Source organism: Pauljensenia sp. C0170B5, assembly GCF_056590195.1.
Genome location: NZ_JBWPVR010000001.1, coordinates 218698 through 235690 on the forward strand (window position 1 = coordinate 218698; position 16993 = coordinate 235690).

17 protein-coding genes are annotated in these 16993 nt (G+C 53.7%); 5 read left to right on the plus strand and 12 right to left on the minus strand.

The genetic code is table 11. From position 1 onward, the window contains the following. The first annotated feature begins 236 nt into the window (after positions 1-236). The 4 genes from AC1EJZ_RS00950 to AC1EJZ_RS00965 all read left to right on the plus strand — a co-directional run bounded on the left by AC1EJZ_RS00950 (position 237) and on the right by AC1EJZ_RS00965 (position 3593). Entirely contained in the window at positions 237-1544 is a 1308-nt protein-coding gene (locus AC1EJZ_RS00950) for an ABC transporter substrate-binding protein (protein WP_092648952.1), read from the plus strand. Between the two features lie 100 nt (positions 1545-1644). After that, entirely contained in the window at positions 1645-2607 is a 963-nt protein-coding gene (locus tag AC1EJZ_RS00955; protein WP_092648951.1) for a carbohydrate ABC transporter permease, read from the plus strand. Beyond that, positions 2604-3449 (plus strand): carbohydrate ABC transporter permease, encoded by an 846-nt coding sequence (locus AC1EJZ_RS00960; RefSeq protein ID WP_092648950.1) that lies wholly within the window; start codon positions 2604-2606, stop codon positions 3447-3449. Before AC1EJZ_RS00955 ends, AC1EJZ_RS00960 begins: the two co-directional genes overlap by 4 nt. A gap of 18 nt (positions 3450-3467) precedes the next feature. Next, positions 3468-3593: a hypothetical protein gene (locus AC1EJZ_RS00965; protein ID WP_480293791.1), complete on the plus strand. Its 126-nt coding sequence runs from the start codon at positions 3468-3470 to the stop codon at positions 3591-3593. A gap of 42 nt (positions 3594-3635) precedes the next feature. Here AC1EJZ_RS00965 and AC1EJZ_RS00970 read toward each other — a convergent pair whose 3' ends face one another. The 4 genes from AC1EJZ_RS00970 to AC1EJZ_RS00985 all read right to left on the minus strand — a co-directional run bounded on the left by AC1EJZ_RS00970 (position 3636) and on the right by AC1EJZ_RS00985 (position 9241). Further along, positions 3636-4457, minus strand: a complete 822-nt coding sequence (locus AC1EJZ_RS00970; protein WP_058237525.1) for a carbohydrate ABC transporter permease — start codon at positions 4455-4457, stop codon at positions 3636-3638. After that, a complete protein-coding gene (locus tag AC1EJZ_RS00975; RefSeq protein WP_285015941.1) occupies positions 4454-5359 on the minus strand; it encodes a carbohydrate ABC transporter permease in 906 nt (301 codons plus the stop codon). Before AC1EJZ_RS00975 ends, AC1EJZ_RS00970 begins: the two co-directional genes overlap by 4 nt. A gap of 85 nt (positions 5360-5444) precedes the next feature. Beyond that, positions 5445-6731 (minus strand): ABC transporter substrate-binding protein, encoded by a 1287-nt coding sequence (locus AC1EJZ_RS00980; RefSeq protein ID WP_074026222.1) that lies wholly within the window; start codon positions 6729-6731, stop codon positions 5445-5447. Between the two features lie 374 nt (positions 6732-7105). Continuing rightward, positions 7106-9241: an alpha-galactosidase gene (locus tag AC1EJZ_RS00985; protein WP_480293792.1), complete on the minus strand. Its 2136-nt coding sequence runs from the start codon at positions 9239-9241 to the stop codon at positions 7106-7108. 129 nt (positions 9242-9370) lie between these two features. Here AC1EJZ_RS00985 and AC1EJZ_RS00990 point away from each other — a divergent pair, with 129 nt between their 5' ends. After that, entirely contained in the window at positions 9371-10513 is a 1143-nt protein-coding gene (locus AC1EJZ_RS00990) for an ROK family protein (protein WP_480293793.1), read from the plus strand. Here AC1EJZ_RS00990 and AC1EJZ_RS00995 read toward each other — a convergent pair. The 8 genes from AC1EJZ_RS00995 to AC1EJZ_RS01030 all read right to left on the minus strand — a co-directional run bounded on the left by AC1EJZ_RS00995 (position 10497) and on the right by AC1EJZ_RS01030 (position 16872). Next, positions 10497-11126, minus strand: a complete 630-nt coding sequence (locus tag AC1EJZ_RS00995) for a nucleoside/nucleotide kinase family protein (protein WP_480293794.1) — start codon at positions 11124-11126, stop codon at positions 10497-10499. The two genes, AC1EJZ_RS00990 and AC1EJZ_RS00995, sit on opposite strands and share 17 nt — an antisense overlap. Next, a complete protein-coding gene (locus AC1EJZ_RS01000; RefSeq protein WP_058237520.1) occupies positions 11107-11691 on the minus strand; it encodes a phosphoribosyltransferase in 585 nt (194 codons plus the stop codon). Before AC1EJZ_RS01000 ends, AC1EJZ_RS00995 begins: the two co-directional genes overlap by 20 nt. Before the next feature lie 11 nt (positions 11692-11702). Further along, entirely contained in the window at positions 11703-12833 is a 1131-nt protein-coding gene (locus tag AC1EJZ_RS01005; protein ID WP_070725521.1) for a 6-phosphofructokinase, read from the minus strand. Positions 12834-12917: 84 nt separating this feature from the next. Beyond that, on the minus strand, positions 12918-13442 hold the full coding sequence (locus tag AC1EJZ_RS01010) for a SprT-like domain-containing protein (RefSeq protein WP_227469123.1): 525 nt from the start codon (positions 13440-13442) through the stop codon (positions 12918-12920). Positions 13443-13451: 9 nt separating this feature from the next. Further along, positions 13452-14804 (minus strand): carbohydrate ABC transporter substrate-binding protein, encoded by a 1353-nt coding sequence (locus AC1EJZ_RS01015; RefSeq protein WP_070725461.1) that lies wholly within the window; start codon positions 14802-14804, stop codon positions 13452-13454. 16 nt (positions 14805-14820) lie between these two features. Continuing rightward, on the minus strand, positions 14821-15000 hold the full coding sequence (locus AC1EJZ_RS01020) for a DUF6903 family protein (RefSeq protein ID WP_058237517.1): 180 nt from the start codon (positions 14998-15000) through the stop codon (positions 14821-14823). Further along, positions 14997-15935: a carbohydrate ABC transporter permease gene (locus AC1EJZ_RS01025; RefSeq protein WP_227469124.1), complete on the minus strand. Its 939-nt coding sequence runs from the start codon at positions 15933-15935 to the stop codon at positions 14997-14999. Before AC1EJZ_RS01025 ends, AC1EJZ_RS01020 begins: the two co-directional genes overlap by 4 nt. A 10-nt stretch (positions 15936-15945) precedes the next feature. Next, positions 15946-16872 (minus strand): carbohydrate ABC transporter permease, encoded by a 927-nt coding sequence (locus tag AC1EJZ_RS01030; protein ID WP_083314351.1) that lies wholly within the window; start codon positions 16870-16872, stop codon positions 15946-15948. Positions 16873-16993: the final 121 nt, after the last annotated feature.

Genomic DNA, 16993 nt, shown 5'->3' on the forward strand with positions numbered 1-16993 from the left:
CCTGAAGAACAGGAGAACGAACCATCCTAGCTCTCACTTCAATTGCTGTTGTGCAGCAGGAACGGCCAGCGCCAGGTACCGAAGCCCTTGTGCTCTAGAGAAATTATATAGAAATCAGTGAGCCTGACGGAATGTACGGAAGATCTAATCTGATGTACCTGATACGTGCTACTAATGTCATACTGGTTGCTGTGCGCAATGCACATGTCATCATATTTTCGAGGGAGAAAACACAGATGAAGGCTTGGAATAAAGCCGGTCTTGCCATGCTGGCAGGTACGGCAATGCTGATGGGGCTGACGTCCTGCACTGGTGGTGGTCCGGTCACTACGACGAACGAATCCGGAGACGATGCGCTTCAGAGTGGACCAGTCGAAGGGGAGATCACTTTTCAGACATGGTCGCTGAAGAATGACCGATTCACACCGTATTTCGAAAAGCTCATTGCAGACTTCGAAAAAGAGAACCCAGGAACGAAGATCAAGTGGATGGATCAGCCCGGTGACGGCTACGAAGACAAGGTTCTTCAACAGGCAAACTCCGGTGAGTTACCCGACGTCATTAACCTTCCACCCCAGTATGCCTATCAGTTGGCCAAGGCTGGACAGTTGGAAGATTTAGCGAAGGCGGATCCTGAAGCCCTCAACGCTTATGTCGACGGCGTGACGAAAGCGTACACATTTGACGATGCAGGAGGCGGCTCATACGGATATGGGTGGTACCTGGGAACCGACGTGAACTGGTGGAATACCGCCATGCTTGAAAAAGCAGGTGTTGATGTCAGCACGTTGCCTGAAACACTCGATGACATGCTTGACATGGCGATCGACGCGGCGAAGAAGACCAACGGTGAAGTGAAAGTAGTTTCCGATCTGCCTGCCTTGGCGACGCTCGCCTCGGAGGGTGTTGAGATTATGAAAGATGGGAAGTTCACGTTTGCCACTGATCGGGCGAGGGAGATTGTCGAAAAATACGCCGAAGCATTTAAGGCGGGAGCCATGCCGGCTGAAGCGCTGTCCGGTGAGTGGGTAGGCAACTCTGCTTCCTACAAGGAAGGCAAAGTCGCCTGGACAACCGGTTCAGGAGGATTTGCGTCGGAGCTGGAAAAAGAAGCTCCCTCCATCCTTGAAGCTACGAAGACAACGCCACGTTTCGGTATTCCACCTCTGTTCAGCCAGGCACTGTCCGTGTCAGCCAACTCGAAGGCCAAGCCGCTGGCACTGAAATTCGCGCAATACGTGACCAGCAATGAGAACCAGGTTGAGTTCTTGAAGATCGCCCAAGGCTTCTTCCCTGGCACGAAAGAAGGCAACGAGAATCCGGAGTCCTTTACCTCTGTGATTGAGAACCCGCTGCAAAAGGAAGCCACCGAGATGGCGACTGTATCTATTTCCGGCAAGACCCAACCTGAGCAATTCCAGCTCACTGAGAAGATCAGTAACTACTACAACCAGCAGATCGCTCTGGCTGTTCGTGGTGACATATCTGCTGAGGAAGCACTGAAGAAAGCAGAGGATAACGCCAACGCTGAGCTCAACAACTGATCGATGAGATCTTTTCCGAATGTTCCGGCCAGAAAGCCCGCCGCGCTTTTGGGCCGGAACTTCGGTCTGCTAATCACGTTAATCAAAAAGGTGGCTCTCTATGCGCATGCATAAGTGGTACACGCCGTACATTCTTTTGGCCCCAGCTGTTATCTGGGTTCTGGTCTTCTCACTGTTGCCCTTCCTCAATACTGTCATCCTGTCTTTTACGAACGCCAAGCCCCTACAGCCAGCAACGTTCGTGGCATTCGATCAATACAGGCGCCTCCTGAACGATGAGATCTTTCACTTCGCCATCGGTAACGTCCTTGTCTATGCCTTGGTCTGCGTTCCGCTGCTGACATTCCTGCCTTTGCTTCTGGCCATGTTGGTTCACAGGAACATTCCGGGAATAGGCTTTTTTCGCACAACCTTCTATTTCCCCGTCATTGCGTCTGCTGTTGTGGTGGCAATTATCTGGGCATGGCTCTTCGAATCTCGCGGAATCGTGAACGCCACACTTGATGCTCTCGGGCTCAGTACCGTCGACTTCTTGATTCACCGATGGTGGATCATCTTCGTCGCCATCACTCTGACGGTGTGGAAGGGGCTGGGATATTACATGGTGATCTATCTGGTTGCACTGTCGAATGTCAATCCGGATCTATACGAAGCTGCAGAGATCGATGGTGCAGGAGCGTGGCGCAAATTCTGGTCTGTCACGGTGCCCGGTGTTCGCGGCGCAATGCTCCTGATATCCGCCCTTATTACAGTGTCGGCGATGCGAGTTTTCACGGAGATTTATACGATTGTTGGCTCCGGAGGCGGCCCCGGCGGTGAAGCACAAACCATGGTGGGACATATCAAACAGACCGGTTCGGGGCTGGCAGGGAACCTCGGCTATGCATCGGCATTGTCTGTGATCTTGTTCCTGCTCACCATTGTGCCGTTGGTAATGGTTGGGTGGATGAATCAGGGACAGGAGATCCGCGAAGCGATCAGAATCCACAGGCTCTCGCGAAAAGTGCGCCGTTCCATTGAACGCGGCGATAAGAGGTCCGAAAAAGAGAAGGTGTCACAATGACATCAAAGAAAACGCGCCAGATCTCAGGACTGACGATTCGCTATATCCTCCTGATCGTCATCTTCGTCATTTCTGTTTTCCCGTTTCTGTGGCAGCTTACGACGTCTCTCAAGGGGAAGAATGAAGATCTGTATTCGTTCCCTCCCAGTCTGATTCCGCATGACTTCACTCTGAGCAACTACGGAGAAGTCATGCGCACCATTCCCGTGTTTTCATACGCGTGGCACTCTTTGATCGTTGCGGTGTCGGTCGTTGTCCTGAACTGCTTTTTCTCGTTGCTCGCAGGGTATGCGTTGGCGTGCATGAAGTTCAAAGGCAAGGCGGTTGTCATGGCAATCATTTTGTCCACCTTGCTGCTGCCTGGCGAAGTAACATTTACCAGTCAGTATTTGACGGTGAAAGCGCTGGGGGCGGCCAATTCACTTGTTGGAGTAATCCTGCCCGGAGCGATCGGTGCGATCAACGTTTTGTTGATGGCCACGGCCTGTCGAGCTATTCCACAGGATATTCTGGATGCTGCTGCCATCGACGGTGCTACAACAGTCCAGCGCATACGCCACATTGTGTGGCCCAATGCCCGAGGCATGACAGCGGTCGTTGCCCTGATGAGCTTTATTGGCGCCTGGGATGATTTTCTGTGGCCACTCGTGGTGTTGTCAGACCCGGAAAAGTACACCCTCACAGTTGGAATGCAGTACCTGGCCTCGAACCAGACGCTGGGATCTGATCCGAGGGTCGTGGCTGCCGGAACGATTATCGCCCTCTTGCCAATTATCGTCCTGTTTGCAGCGACTCAGAAGTTCTTCTTCCGCGGAGTGGAAGTTGGCGGAGTGAAAGGTTAGGAACACGCTCATAGCGTGATGAGTGGCCCAGACAGCAAGTCGCCCTCGCTCATCATGAACGAGGGCGACTTGCGTGACGGCGAATCGTGTTATTCGTCGTCTCTGTTCGAACTCATCAGCGTGTTGACCGAGAGCTATCTTTGAAGGTCGTGAAGTTATCTGATAAGCCGAAGAAACGATTGGAATTCACTTCACTGCACCGGCCACCATTCCCTTGATGAAATACTGTTGTAGTACCGCGTAAGCGATGACAACAGGAATAACTGAAATGAGAGCTGCTGCGGCAGCCGGCCCCAAATCTGCTCCAGAACTTGCGAAGAACGCAGAGATTGCGGGAGCAATTGTTCGGACAGACGGATCGCGCAAGAGGTAAACGCTTAAAGCGTACTCGTTCCACACATTAACCGACACCAAGATTATGACAGTTGCAGTGACTGGCTTCAGCATGGGGAAAACAACTCGAACTAGAGTAGAGATGAGTCCTGCACCGTCCATCATCGCCGCTTCTTCAATTGAGATCGGAAGGCCACGGATGAAAGATGAGTATAGGAAGATTGCGAGAGGCATCTGTGTTGTCACCATGACGAGAATCGCGCCCCAATAGGTATTTGTCCCTCCAATTTGAGTCAAGAATGAGTACAGAGGAACAAGAATCGATAGTGGCGGGATCATAATTAGGCCGATAATTGCACTCAAGATCAGCTTGTTGAACGTAGTCTGTCGTCTAGCAAGTGGATACGCTGCTAGAGCTCCAATTAGGCAAATCAGTACTGTCGAAACGAATGTGACAATAAAGCTCGAAAAAATAGCCTCTAATATGCGGCCTCGCTCGATAGCTACACGAAAATTCTCGAAGTATAGCATCGAAGGAGGCATCCATTGAGAAGACATATCTGTCTTAGGCTTGAATGCCGTGGTGAAAGCAATATAGAGCGGCACCATCTGGATGATGCACATCAGGCAAAGCGCTAGGAACGCGAGAACGTTAGACCACCGTTTCTTCATCATGCACCTTCCACTTGATGGTTGTTGAACCAAGAATTAAGAACGAAAGTGAATGCTGCGATCGTTATGAAGAGCACAATTCCCATAGCAGAGGCGTAGCCTGCAGTCTGACTGTCAAAGTAAGTCTTAGAAATAAGCGTCGAGATTGAATGCGTCGAGTATCCAGGACCACCGCCGGTCAGAACTTGAATAACGTCAAACAACTTGAGACCACCAATTAGGTTAAGGACGATCGAAGTAGCAAAAGCAGGCTGAAGAAGAGGCATGGTGATTGAGCGGAAACGAGTCCAACCCACAGCGCCGTCGACTGCCGCAGCCTCAAGATACATCTGAGGGATCGACTGTAGACCGGCCAGATAGATGACCATTGATATGCCAACGAATTGAATTGAGTTAACAAGAACAATGATGACAATCGCTAAGTGAGGGTTCGACAGCCATGCAACTCTATCGAGTCCGAAAGCGATCATGATGTCATTGAGACCGCCGTAGTTATAGGCGAACAGCAGATAGTACATTGTGCCCATCACTACAGGTGAGATTAAGACTGGTAGGTAGACGATAGCCCGCATTACAGTTCGGCCACGGAATTTCCTGTCGAGAGCAAGTGCTAGTGATAGTCCCAAAATCTGTTGTATCAGCGTCGATCCGAAACCGTAGATCAGTGTATTGACCAGTGCACTTAGAAAGATCTCGTCTGTAAAGAGCCTAAGGTAGTTCTTTGCCCCAACATTGTTATATCCAGCACTGTACCCATTCCAGTCGGTGAAAGATAAAGCAAAACCGTTGATTAAGGGGTAAATAGTGAATACGAGAAACAAAAGAACCGCTGGAACGTAAAGAAGGTTGACTCGACGTTTCGAGAAGACGCTCGGAACATTTGAAGTCTGTTTCTTATGTTTCAACTCATCCTCCTCTTTGAGATCGATAAGTAATGAAAGAATTGGCCGGTGTATTAGTCGAAGTGACTAATACACCGGCAATCGGAACTTAGTTCTGACCGTAGAGCGTCTTGAATTGCGACTCCATTTGTTTGACAGCTGACGGTACATCACCTTGGAGAGAGATGATGGAATCAGCAGTCGAAACCATGGTGTCCCACATGCCGTTCGGCAGATAAACACGATCGAAATACGGTTCGAGAGGGATCTTGTTCGGCTCTACGAAGGTCTCGTAGCTTTCCTGTAGCGGGCCGAGATCTGACTTGGCGTTCGTCAGACCAGGAATGCCGCCAATCGCCGATGCGAGCTTTGCAGCATTCTCCGGTTCTGCGATGAAAGCGAGGTAGTCAAGTGCCTGATCCTTGTGCGGCGATGTCTTGGAAACGCCATATGCGTAGGCTTCACCACCGAGGAGGTACTTTGAACCGTTGTCATTTGGCACCGGCATATATCCGAGATGGGCCTCAGGATTGTATGTAAGTGCAGTTCCAACAACGTTGTTCTGAACGAACACGAACGCTGTCTCACCTTGTCCGAGAGCTCGAGCAATGTCGTCCATCGGTGCTGATGAATAGTCTGGATTGAAATAGCCAGCGTCAGCCCACTTCTTTATGTGCTCGAGCAGCACTGTATAGGGCTCTGAGGGGAATTCCCCGCTCTTGAGTGCTTCGCGGTTTTCTTCACTGTAAAATCCAGACGCCATGAAGTCTGCAATATTGCCTGCGAAGTAGTCATCTTTTCCGGATGCTGAAATCGGGATTACACCCAGATCCTTAATTGCAGCGAGAGCCGCGTCGAACTGCTCCCATGTTTCGATTGACTTAGGATCAATTCCTGCCTTATCCAGGACATCCTTATTGTAGACAATGCCCGCAACGTCGGTATTTGCCGGCAGCGCATAGAAATGTCCCTCTGAATCGCGCATGGCGTCATCAAGTGCTGGATTGAAATTGGCTGCCCAAGGCTGATCGTCAAGTGGTACGAGGAAATCGCTATATCTCTGCAGAGACCAGCCGTGGGTCGACCAGATGTCTGGTGGATCATTGCTCGCTAGCCGTACCTTAAGGTCAGCCTCATAGCTACTCGTCGTTGGCACGAGCTCAATTGATACGCCTTCGTGAGAAGCCTCGTACTCGTCGGTGATCTCCTGTAAGACTTCGAGAATGGGAACGTTCAGGCCGAGATTCGTTTGGAATTCAATTGTCCCCTCAGGCGTTGCGCCTGTTGAACCACTTTCGGAGCTTTGCCCTCCACCGCCATTTCCTCCACCGGTACACGCTGTAAGCGCAAGGCAAGTGCCTAATGTAGAAGCTAATAGTAGACTTCGATGTCTCATTGTATTTCCTTTGTTAAGCATTCTCGAATTATCAATCCAAGAACATGGTGATTTTTTCGGTAGATCGACCGTACCCTGAGGACGTTAGGTGCAGAGATTCCCACTCTTTGAGTTAGACGCCTTTAATTCTTCAGGGAAGAATATTGATCCAAGGTTTAAGAAGTTTCGATTCCTTTATGTTCATCCTTTCTTGGTTAGGAAACGCCTCGAGAGATTAGTTGGCAGAACGTACGAGAATGGTATTTTGATCTGCTGCATCGTAGAGAATTTCCAGGCAGGTCTAAGATGCTTGCTTCTTCATTCCAATCACGAATCGAAAGCCGCAAGGAATCGTAATCGAGACATTCGGTTTTGGTACGCATTTAAAGTGGCTTCTACTGAGCGCTCTGAACTCTGAGTAGAACCGTCTGCATAGGGTTCAAATCGGGGAAGCGAATGCCAGCGTGAGTAAGAACCGCGCCGGGTAACATTAATCCTCGTTCCCACCACGGCACTGACCCGTGGCCATCTCCAATAGCTGAGCCGATGCCTTCAGGCAGGAGTTCTCGCAATGCGTAGGTCACGTCTTCGACAAGGCCAGGCAAGCGCAGCGGAGGTGTGGGCCGCTGCGCTGAAGTCCGTACTCGGGTTAAAGCAAAGACTGCGTCAGCGCCGTCCTGAGCAACTACGCCGTGAACCCAGTAGCCTGAGTCAGGATGATCGGCATGGACAACCCGACCCGAATGCAGTAATGGTCGAAGCTGCTTGTGCAACGTCACCCACTTTGCCAGCTCCTCAAGTTCGGTCGGGTCGGCGTTCGGTAGATCCCATTCAATTCCCATGTGAGAGAACATGGCGTTCGATGCGCGCAGAGGCAGGTTGAGCGTTCGACCGGTTTGGTGCGAAACGGTCGATGCAACATGTGAGCCAACCAATTCTGGCGGCAATAGTAAGGAAGTGCCGGCCTCGATTTGCAAGCGTTCGATTGGATCCGTGCAGTCTGATCCCCAAATCCGAACGGTGTGTTCCAATACACCTAGATCTATACGTCCGCCGCCTCCTGCACAGGATTCAATTTCGAGCGTGGGATGGATCTTGGTCAACTCGTCCATCAAGCGGTAGGTAGCCAGTGTCCGTTCATGGTAAGCGGGTTTGCCGGTGCGAGGTGAAACAGCCTCGTAGACGTCACGGTTAAAGTCCCACTTAATGTAGTCGATCGTTGTTGAATCGAGTACGGCAAGTATCTGTGACTTTACATATTCGTAAGCTTCCGGATTTGTCAGATCGATGACCTGCTGCTGGCGGGCTTCTCTTGGCTGGTGAGTGCGCGGCGAAAGGATCCAGTCCGGATGAGCACGTGCTACGTCGGAGTCAGGGCTGATCATTTCAGGCTCGAACCACAGTCCGAATTGCATGCCAGCATCGTGGACCGCGTCTGCCAGCGGTGCCAAACCGTCAGGCCACACCTCCTCGGAAACGGTCCAGTCACCGAGGCTGGTCGTGTCATCGCGCCTGCCAGAAAACCACCCGTCGTCGAGGACGAAACGTTCAGCTCCAACTTTTGCTGCTTCTGCGACCAATTCAAGTAGGTGTGGCAAGTTTTGATTGAAGTACACGGCTTCCCACGCGTTGAGCGTAACAGGGCGCGGCGTAGTCGGATGTGCGGAGCGGTCTCGGACAAATTCATGGAAACGAGATGCTGCTTGATCGAGGCCTTCACCCCAGGTGCCGAAGAGCCAAGGAGTAGTGTAACTTTCCCCATGTGCCAAGCTAACTTCGCCTGGGTAAAGTAACTCGCCCCCCATGAGTCCTTGATAACCTTGCGTATCGCGCTCAGCGATCGTCCGTGTGTTTCCGGACCATGCGACGTGGATATAGTGGACGAGTCCGCGTTGCCAAGAAGTGGCTTTCTGGCACGTCCCGTGAATGCTGGAAACTGTGTGCGCTCGTGCCACACGAATCTCGCGCTGATGTGAACCGATAGTGAATTCGTGTATGTCGGTATCACGCTCGCGCAAGTGATGGCCACTTTGATCGATAACATACGTTTCCGTAGCCGGAGTGGGGAGTGCAAGAAGGAGAGAGTCTAGGTTATAACCGTCCTCGCCAGCATTCGTTAGAATCGCACGCGTTCGGAGTAGGCCTTCATCGGTAATTTCGAGTTCGATACTCAAATCGATGTTTGCCTCGTCATCGTGTGCATAGGCGATCATTGACGAAGGTGTTTGGTCAATCGTGTGGGTCACAAAAGAAGAAAATTGGGATAGCCCGTTTCGTGATCCAACCAAGCCGGGTGTTCCGAGCCAGCCGTCACTTTGTTGTGGAATTAAAGAAAAGAGTGGTGGAGTGTCGGCCATTCCTGACACGACAGCAGAGTACTGAGAGTCAGAGAAGTCGGCAGCGCTCTCGCTGGAGAGAGCGGGTAGGGTAGCTCCCCAGTAAAGGACTTGAGGAAGTGCCTTGTCTGATGTGCGAATAAAGACTGATGTTCCCCCGTTGATGAGGTGAAGTGTTGACGGTAGGTGCGTCACGTGAATCCCTCCATCGAGTTAGTGTGAAGTTGGGCGGCATCGCCCACTAACTTTCGATGTGAAAAATAGTAGCGTGAATGTACAGTGAATACAAGACAATGACGCATATATTTCGAGGAGGCTGTCACAGTGGCTCGTTTATTCGACGACTCATCGCTGGCAACCGCTGCGCATATCCTGACGAAAGGCCCTGTTGCGCGTGCCGATATTGCGCGCAGCCTTGAACTGTCGCCGGCAACGCTGACGCGGCTGGTGCGCCCCCTCGTCTCGCGTTCACTGGTGCACGAAACCTCATCGGGCATGTCACCTACCGGTATGGGTCGCCCCACCCAACTGCTTGAAGTTCCCGCAGATGAACACTCCTTCGTCGGAATCAACCTGACTGGTTCCGACATCCACGTTGTGCACACCAACACCCATGCCGAGATCCTGGATGCTCTGACTCAGCCGATTCCCTCGACCGATGTGTCCGAGTGTGCTGCTGAAATTCGCCACCTGATCAACACTGTGGCCCCCGGTGCAACTGCAGCAGCGATTTCACTGGGTGGGCGAGTGGACGGAACGGTTGTGCGGTCCAGCCGATTCCTCGGATGGGACAATATTGACCTGGCCCGTGAGCTCGACCTGACGATTCCACTGACAGTCATCAACGATGTTTCAGGCCTGACCATGCTGGAACTGTGGTTCGGACTGGGACGGAACTGCGAGGACTTCCTCATCATCACGGTCGGCGCCGGAATCGGACACGGCATGGTGCACGGTCTGCGAGCCGTGCGCTCGCCGCTGCGCGGCCTGGGCATGACAGCCCATATTCCCTTGGCCGGAGCGCATGGAGTATGTCAGTACGGTCATATCGGGTGCGCCAACGGCGCCTTGACGGTTCCCGCAGTGATATCGCGGGCGCGCTCGGGTCGCACCATTGTCGACGATGACGGCCGTCCCGCCTCGGCTGACGAACTCATCGCTTTGGCTCAAGACGGTGACCAGGCCAGCCAGCGTGCCATCAGGGAATTTGCCACGAACCTTGCGGTCTACGTGCAGACAGTGGCATCAGCCGCCCTCGTGCGTGATGTCGTTTTGGATGGGGAAGGCGTGTGTCTGCTGGAAACGCCGTGGGCGGACAATTTCCAGCGTGAACTGACGTCATTTTCCCGGCCCGATGACCCGCACATCCGCGTCCATCAGCGCTCCGGCAGTTTTGACCGTTGGGCGCAGGGCGCTGCCACCGCAGCGATCGTGCAGTGGCTGGTTGACTCTACGCTCGCACAGTAAAATCTGCGCGGCCCGCAGCCGCACGCACCAGGTCAATATTGTCGCTGTCCACCGTTCGCACCCAGTGGGCCGCCTCGTCGGTACGGCGTCCGTGCTGCTTATGCCGCGCCACCAGGCGTCGCACCAGCTCGGTGCGATCAGTGTCAATGAAAATAAGCTGATCGAGCAGGCCTCGCACGTCACGCCATCCCGGCAGATCCACGCCCAGATAGTTCCCCTCCGTCAACACGATTCCCCGAGGTGCGATTGCGGCGCTCGCAGCAATCGGCTCATGCATGTCGCGGCGGTACTCGGGGGCGAAAACGGTTCCTTCGGCACGCCGAACGCGGCGCAGGATTTCACAATACCCATCAACATCAAAAGTGTCGGGAGCGCCCTTGCGGTCAGCCCGGCCCAACGCGTGCAGCACTGCATTCGACAGGTGGAAACCATCCATCGGAACAATTCCCGCGACCTCGATGCCGCGCTCATCCAACCCTCGTGCCACCAGGGCACACACCGTGGACTTACCAGTGCCGGGCGGGCCGGTTATTCCCAGCAGGCGCAGGTGGGGGTGAGCGGCGATGCGGTCAACGATCTGGCGAGCAACTGATTCAGACGCGCTTGGTGTCATTGTCCTGACTGCGCTGGATCACCGGCAATGTTGACCAGGGGAAATTGATCCACTTATCAGTCTCACGCCACATGTAGTCCGGTTCGATCACGGAGCGAGGCTTCTTATAGATCACCGCGCTGCGGGCCTCTGCCTTGACAGTGGTATGACCATCCAGTGACAGACCGTGAGCGTTGATCATGTCCATCACCATCTTCAGGGTGCTGCCGGAATCGGCAACATCGTCGACCACCAGGACGCGTTTGCCGTCCATCGCCGAAACATCCATCAAGGGGGGCAACAATTGCGGTTCAGTCAGAGTCTGACCCACCCCGGTGTAGAACTCGACATTCATCGTGCCCATCGCCTTGACGCCGATGGCGTAGGAAATCGCACCGGCGGGCAGCAGTCCTCCGCGTGCAATCGCGACAATCAGCTCCGGCATCCAGCCTGAATCCACAATGCTCTGGGTGAGTGCGCGCGAGGCGTCACCGAACCCCTGCCACGTGAGGGTTTCGCGATCTGGCTGCAGGTCAGCTGGTCGTCCGTCGGTAGTGGTGGCTCCGTCATCGAAAGGAAGTGTCACGAATAATCCTTCTAGTCGCCCATTCCGGTTCCGACGTGGCGTGCAGCAGTGATCCACGGGTGATCCAGAGGAACAGTCTTGAGCGTGCCGGCCACGTCCTTCAACGGCACCGGCACAGCCGCCTGTCCCTGTGCTGCCACGGTGATGCCGTATTTTTTCTTGGCCACGAGATCTGCGCCAGCCCCGCCGAGCAACGTGCCAAGCATGCGGTCTTCAGCATTCGGCGTGCCGCCGCGCTGCACGTAACCCAGCACCGTCACGCGGGACTCCAGGCCGGTGGCCGCTTCAAGTTCTTCGGCCAGTTTGAATGCGTTGCCGCGATGCGCCAGTTCCAGGGACTGCTTATGCATCTTGGCTGCCGACTTTGCTTCCGGGCTGTCTGCAGCAGACAGCAGTGCTTCAGCAGCTTCGAGGTCAGCGGTGTCCTGAGTGTCACGGGCGCCCTCGGCAATTGCGACGACCGAGAACGAATGCCCGGCCTCGGCACGTTTGCGAATCGATGCGGCGATGGAGTCAATGGAATAGGCGATTTCGGGGATCAGGATGATGTCGGCGCCGCCGGCGATGCCGGCTCCCAGTGCCAGCCACCCTGCTTTGTGACCCATAATTTCCACCACGATGATGCGGTGGTGGGAGTGAGCCGTTGAATGCAGACGATCAATCGCGTCGGTCGCGATACCCAGTGCAGTGGAGAATCCGAAACTTGTGTCGGTGTGCGCGATGTCGTTGTCAATGGTCTTGGGCAGGTGAATGACATTCAGACCTGCTTTGGCCAGCCGGTTCGCATTCTTCGCAGTTCCGCCACCGCCGATGAACACGACACAGTCCAGTTTGTTCTTCTCGCAGTTCGCCAGGATCGTGTCCGTCATGTCAACGGTTTTGCCATTGACGTTCATCTTGTGCGGCTTGTCGCGCGAAGTTCCAAGGATCGTGCCGCCGACGGTCAGGATCCCGGAGAGGAAGCGTGAATCGATGGGAATGGTGCGGTTTTCCGCCATGCCGCGGATGCCGTCGCGGAAGCCGATCAGTTCCATTCCGTAATGCCCGATGGCCGCTTTGCCGAACCCGCGGATTGCTGCGTTAAGCCCAGGGCTGTCGCCCCCTGCGGTAAGGATTCCCACGCGCTGTAATTTCTTCGCCATGATCCGCTTCCTTCCTGTGCGCCGATCGGCAGTGATTCCCATGGTAGTGGACGATGTTGCGCCAGGAGTAATGACGAGGATGATTTAACGTCGTGAAGATCGGCGTGTCAGTGAGCGCAGTTCGCGCAGGTAGCGCCCCGGTGGGGTACGAGGGTGGCCGAGGTGTTCCCACTGCCAGATCAAGGCGACATCAAAGTGTGGTGAACATGACGCGCATGATGACACGCGCCTGGGTACGGAATATAAATACCTGCGTGCTCCGCAGCGCGGACAGGTTCCGATCCACGGCGCCTCAGGAGCAGGTAAGGCCGCAGACAAGCGCGCCTCGGGTCGCGCCCCCAGGTTGCGAGCCGCCTTCTTCCACACATCGTCGTGATGGTGGCTGGCGCCTGCCAGAGCGTGAGCCACTTCGTGAGCGATGACGTCTCGAATTTCATCTGGGGGATACAGTGTCATCAACGGCCGAGAAAACGACAGGGTATGCGCCGTGTGGTTGCACTGTCCAGCACGACGGCGTGCATGGTCGAACTGAACGGTCCAACCATGCACGCCGTGCGAAGTGAGCAGGGTTTGTGCTTCTTTAAGCACCCAGCTCAGATCATCAGTCACCTGGACAGGTTACTTCTGATCTTTGGGCATCGCCTCATTCAGAGCGTTCGAATCGTCGTTGAGCTTTTTCTGCCACTCGTCAACGGTCTTCTTGCCCGAGGCAATTGAGTCGATCGTTGAGTACAGGTCATCCTTGATACTGACACCTTCAACGCTTGCATTCTGGCTGAAGGAGGTGCCGGGAATAATCTTGACGCCTTCCTGGTCGAAAGCACCATACAACTCAGCGAGTTCTGGTTCGAGCTTGTCGGTAATGCCCTTGATGGGCTGAGCTTGACCAATCTTGGCGAAGATTTCGGCAGCCTTGTCGGAGTACATGAATGCCATGAAACGCTTAGCTTCTTCAGGGTTCTTTGCCTGAGTTGGCGTCCACAGTGCGTCCATCAGTACCGTCAGGTAGCGCTCGTCGGGAGTAAAACCGGGAGCGGGTGAGAGCGCCCACTTGAAGTTTTCAGTCTTCGGGGCGTCCTTCATTTCGTTGCGGATCCAAGTTCCGTTGGGCATGAACACTGCATCACCATTGAGAACCGTCTGCTGATTCTTCTTTGAGTCCTGCACGTTTGCGTATCCCAGTGTGTCCGGGTGCAGGTAATCGGGGCTGACGATCTTGCCGATCGTGTCGAGGACTTTGCGGGCCTCGTCCGACTTCCACACGTCCTTCTTATAGAACATCACGTCCTGGAAGAGCTGTTCGCCGCCAGCGTCTGCGAGCAAGGCACCCACGAGCGAATCGAAGTAGCCTGAGGTTGCGTAGGTGAAGACCGAGATACCTTTTTCCTTGGACTTCTTGCCTAGTTCGAACATTTCATCCCATGTTTGCGGAACTTCCCAGCCGTTCTCTTCCAGCAGGGTCTTGTTGTAGACCAATCCGGCAGGTGAGTAGAACGTCGGCAGCAGGAAGGTACGATCGTCGCCATTTGGGTTCGTGTAGGGTCCGATGATGCCGTCGATCAGCTTTTCGCCAACGGTGACTTCCTCGCCGGGAATTTGCATCGACAGGACATCGGTGACATCGGCAATTGCGTTGTCACCGAGCATGGTTTCAACGAGCCCGGCCTTTGCATTCAGGCCACGCTGGACCAAGTCCGGGTACCTGCCCGCTTTCATGCCAGGCATGATTTCGTCTTCGATTTCCGTTGACGTCACAAGGTTGACTTCCACGTCAGGGAACAGTTCCTTGTAGGCTGCCACGACCTCCTGGTAGGGTTCAGGGCCGTTTCCGCCATCGAAGAACGCCAGGTTCAACGTCGATTTGCCGTCTGATGCGCTTTGAGATCCGCCGGCGCCGCATGCGCCTAGCGTTGCCGTCAACGCAAGGCAGGTTCCCGCGCACAACAAAGTGCGTTTGGTGTGATGTTTCACGATTACCTCTTTCTAGTTAGCGGTATTGATGGTTGTAGAAAGCGAGCATGCCGAGGACGCCAGCCAGTCCGATTAGCTGGATGCCGAGGCTACCCCAGCTGGTTGTACGTTGACCGATGACGACCAGTGCAACGAAGAATATGAAGATCAAAGCGGCACCGATCATGCCGATAATTCGTAGTGCGCGGTCGCTCATCCCTTGATACCTCCAGCATTGGTGACGTTGAGTAGACGCTTTTGAACGAGTGAATAGAAAATGATCACTGGAACGATCACGATGACCATGCCTGCGTACAGGCGGCCGTAATTGGTGGCTGCCCGTTGCGTTGCCATCAGGTTGAGCAGACCGACCTGGACGGTGCGGCTGGATGAATCGGTCATCAGCGTCATTGAAATGATGTAGTCATTCCAGAAGCTCAGGAAGTTGAAGAGCATTGCCATGGATATGGCTGGTGTCGCCATGGGGAAGAAAATGCGAACCATGACGGTGAACTGGTTGGCGCCATCAAGCAAGGCAGCTTCTTCGTAATCTTCAGGGATGCGCGCGAAGAAGTCCTGGAGCAGGAACACTGTGAAGGGCAGTGAAGTTGAGGCGTACACAATGGCAAGTACCACGAGGTTGTTAATGAACAGGCCGTTGGGGAACCACTGGTATACCGATGAGTCGAATCCGACCAGCATCAGGAAGATTGGGACGATAATATAGTTCACGTTAATGAACAGTCCGCCTTGGATGGCCATCTGCAAGATCCTGCGGCCAGGGAAGTCGAATCGTGCCAGTACGTAAGCGCAAGGCAGCGCGATAGCGACAACTAGCACCATTGCCAGAGCAGTGACGAACAGAGAATTCAAGAAAAAGTCGCCGATTCTGGCGTCGGTGAAGGCGTCGACGTAGTTCTGTAGGTAAAGGCTGCGAGGTAGGGACCACGGGTTTCCGTAAAACTCGTCTCTCTGCTTGAAGGAGGCAAGGAAAACCCAGATCGTCGGGATGATGATCGTCAGGGAAACCAAGACGAGAATGACTTGGTTGAAGATGCGATGCGGAGTCCACCTGTCGGCAACACTTCCTGAGGCTTTGCGCATCTTCTTGACAGAAGGCTTCTTTGGAGAAACTGAAACTGTTGGTGTCATTTTTCTTCCCTCACAGCTCAATTGGTTCGCGTTTGGTCGCGCGGCTGACGATCAATGACAAGATGAAGCTAAACAGGAAGATCACTACTCCGATCGCCATGCCGTAACCGTATGAGGAGTTTGTATAGGCCTGGTCGTACATGTATCCCAGAATGACTTGGGATGCGTTATCTGGACCGCCGTCAGTCATTGCCTTAACAAGGACGAAACTCAGATTGACCGACCCTAGGATGAAGAAAATCAATGTCGTTCGGATGTTGCTCCAGATCAGTGGCACCGTCACGCTCACCAGGGTGCGGATCTGGCCGGCTCCGTCCAATGATGCTGCCTCGTACAGGCTCTTATCGATGCCAGTCATGGACGCCATATACATCACCATGTAGTAGCCAAAGGACTGCCATACCATTGCGAATGCGATTGAGAAAATGACGATCTTGTGGTCGCCGAGCCAGACTTGCTTAAGCCAGTCAAGACGCAGGATGTGCAAGGTACCGTTTACTAGGCCAGTATCAGCCTGGTCGTAAATGACGGAGAACATTGCTGCGATGACAACTGCCGATAGAATCGACGGAATATACATCACGAAGCGGAGCAGATTTGCTCCGAGAATCTTCGTTTGAATCAGCATTGCAGCAAAGATCACGGCAACGGGCATCGTGATACATGTCACGACAACAAGTAGTAGAAGGGTGTTTTGTAGCGAGTGGACGAAATTCATGTCACCCAACAAAATCTTGAAGTTGTTCAGCCCAACGAATTCGGGAACACCAGAAAAACCGCTCCATTTGTAGAGTGACATTCTGAAAATGTTGATCGTCGGAACGACGATGAAGACAGTGAACAGGATGGCCGTCGGGAGTGCGCACGCAATACCGAAGATGCTTCGATTGCGCTGAAGCTCGGCTGACCTGCGCTTTCGCCTATTTGTCGTTGACATAGTTGATCCTCTTTGAGTTGAAAGAAAGGATGTGAGGGTGCTCCGCCAAATAGCGTGACAACATCGGCATCCTCAATTCGTCAGAATCCAAGTCTCCGGGTCATTGACATTTACTGTCAGC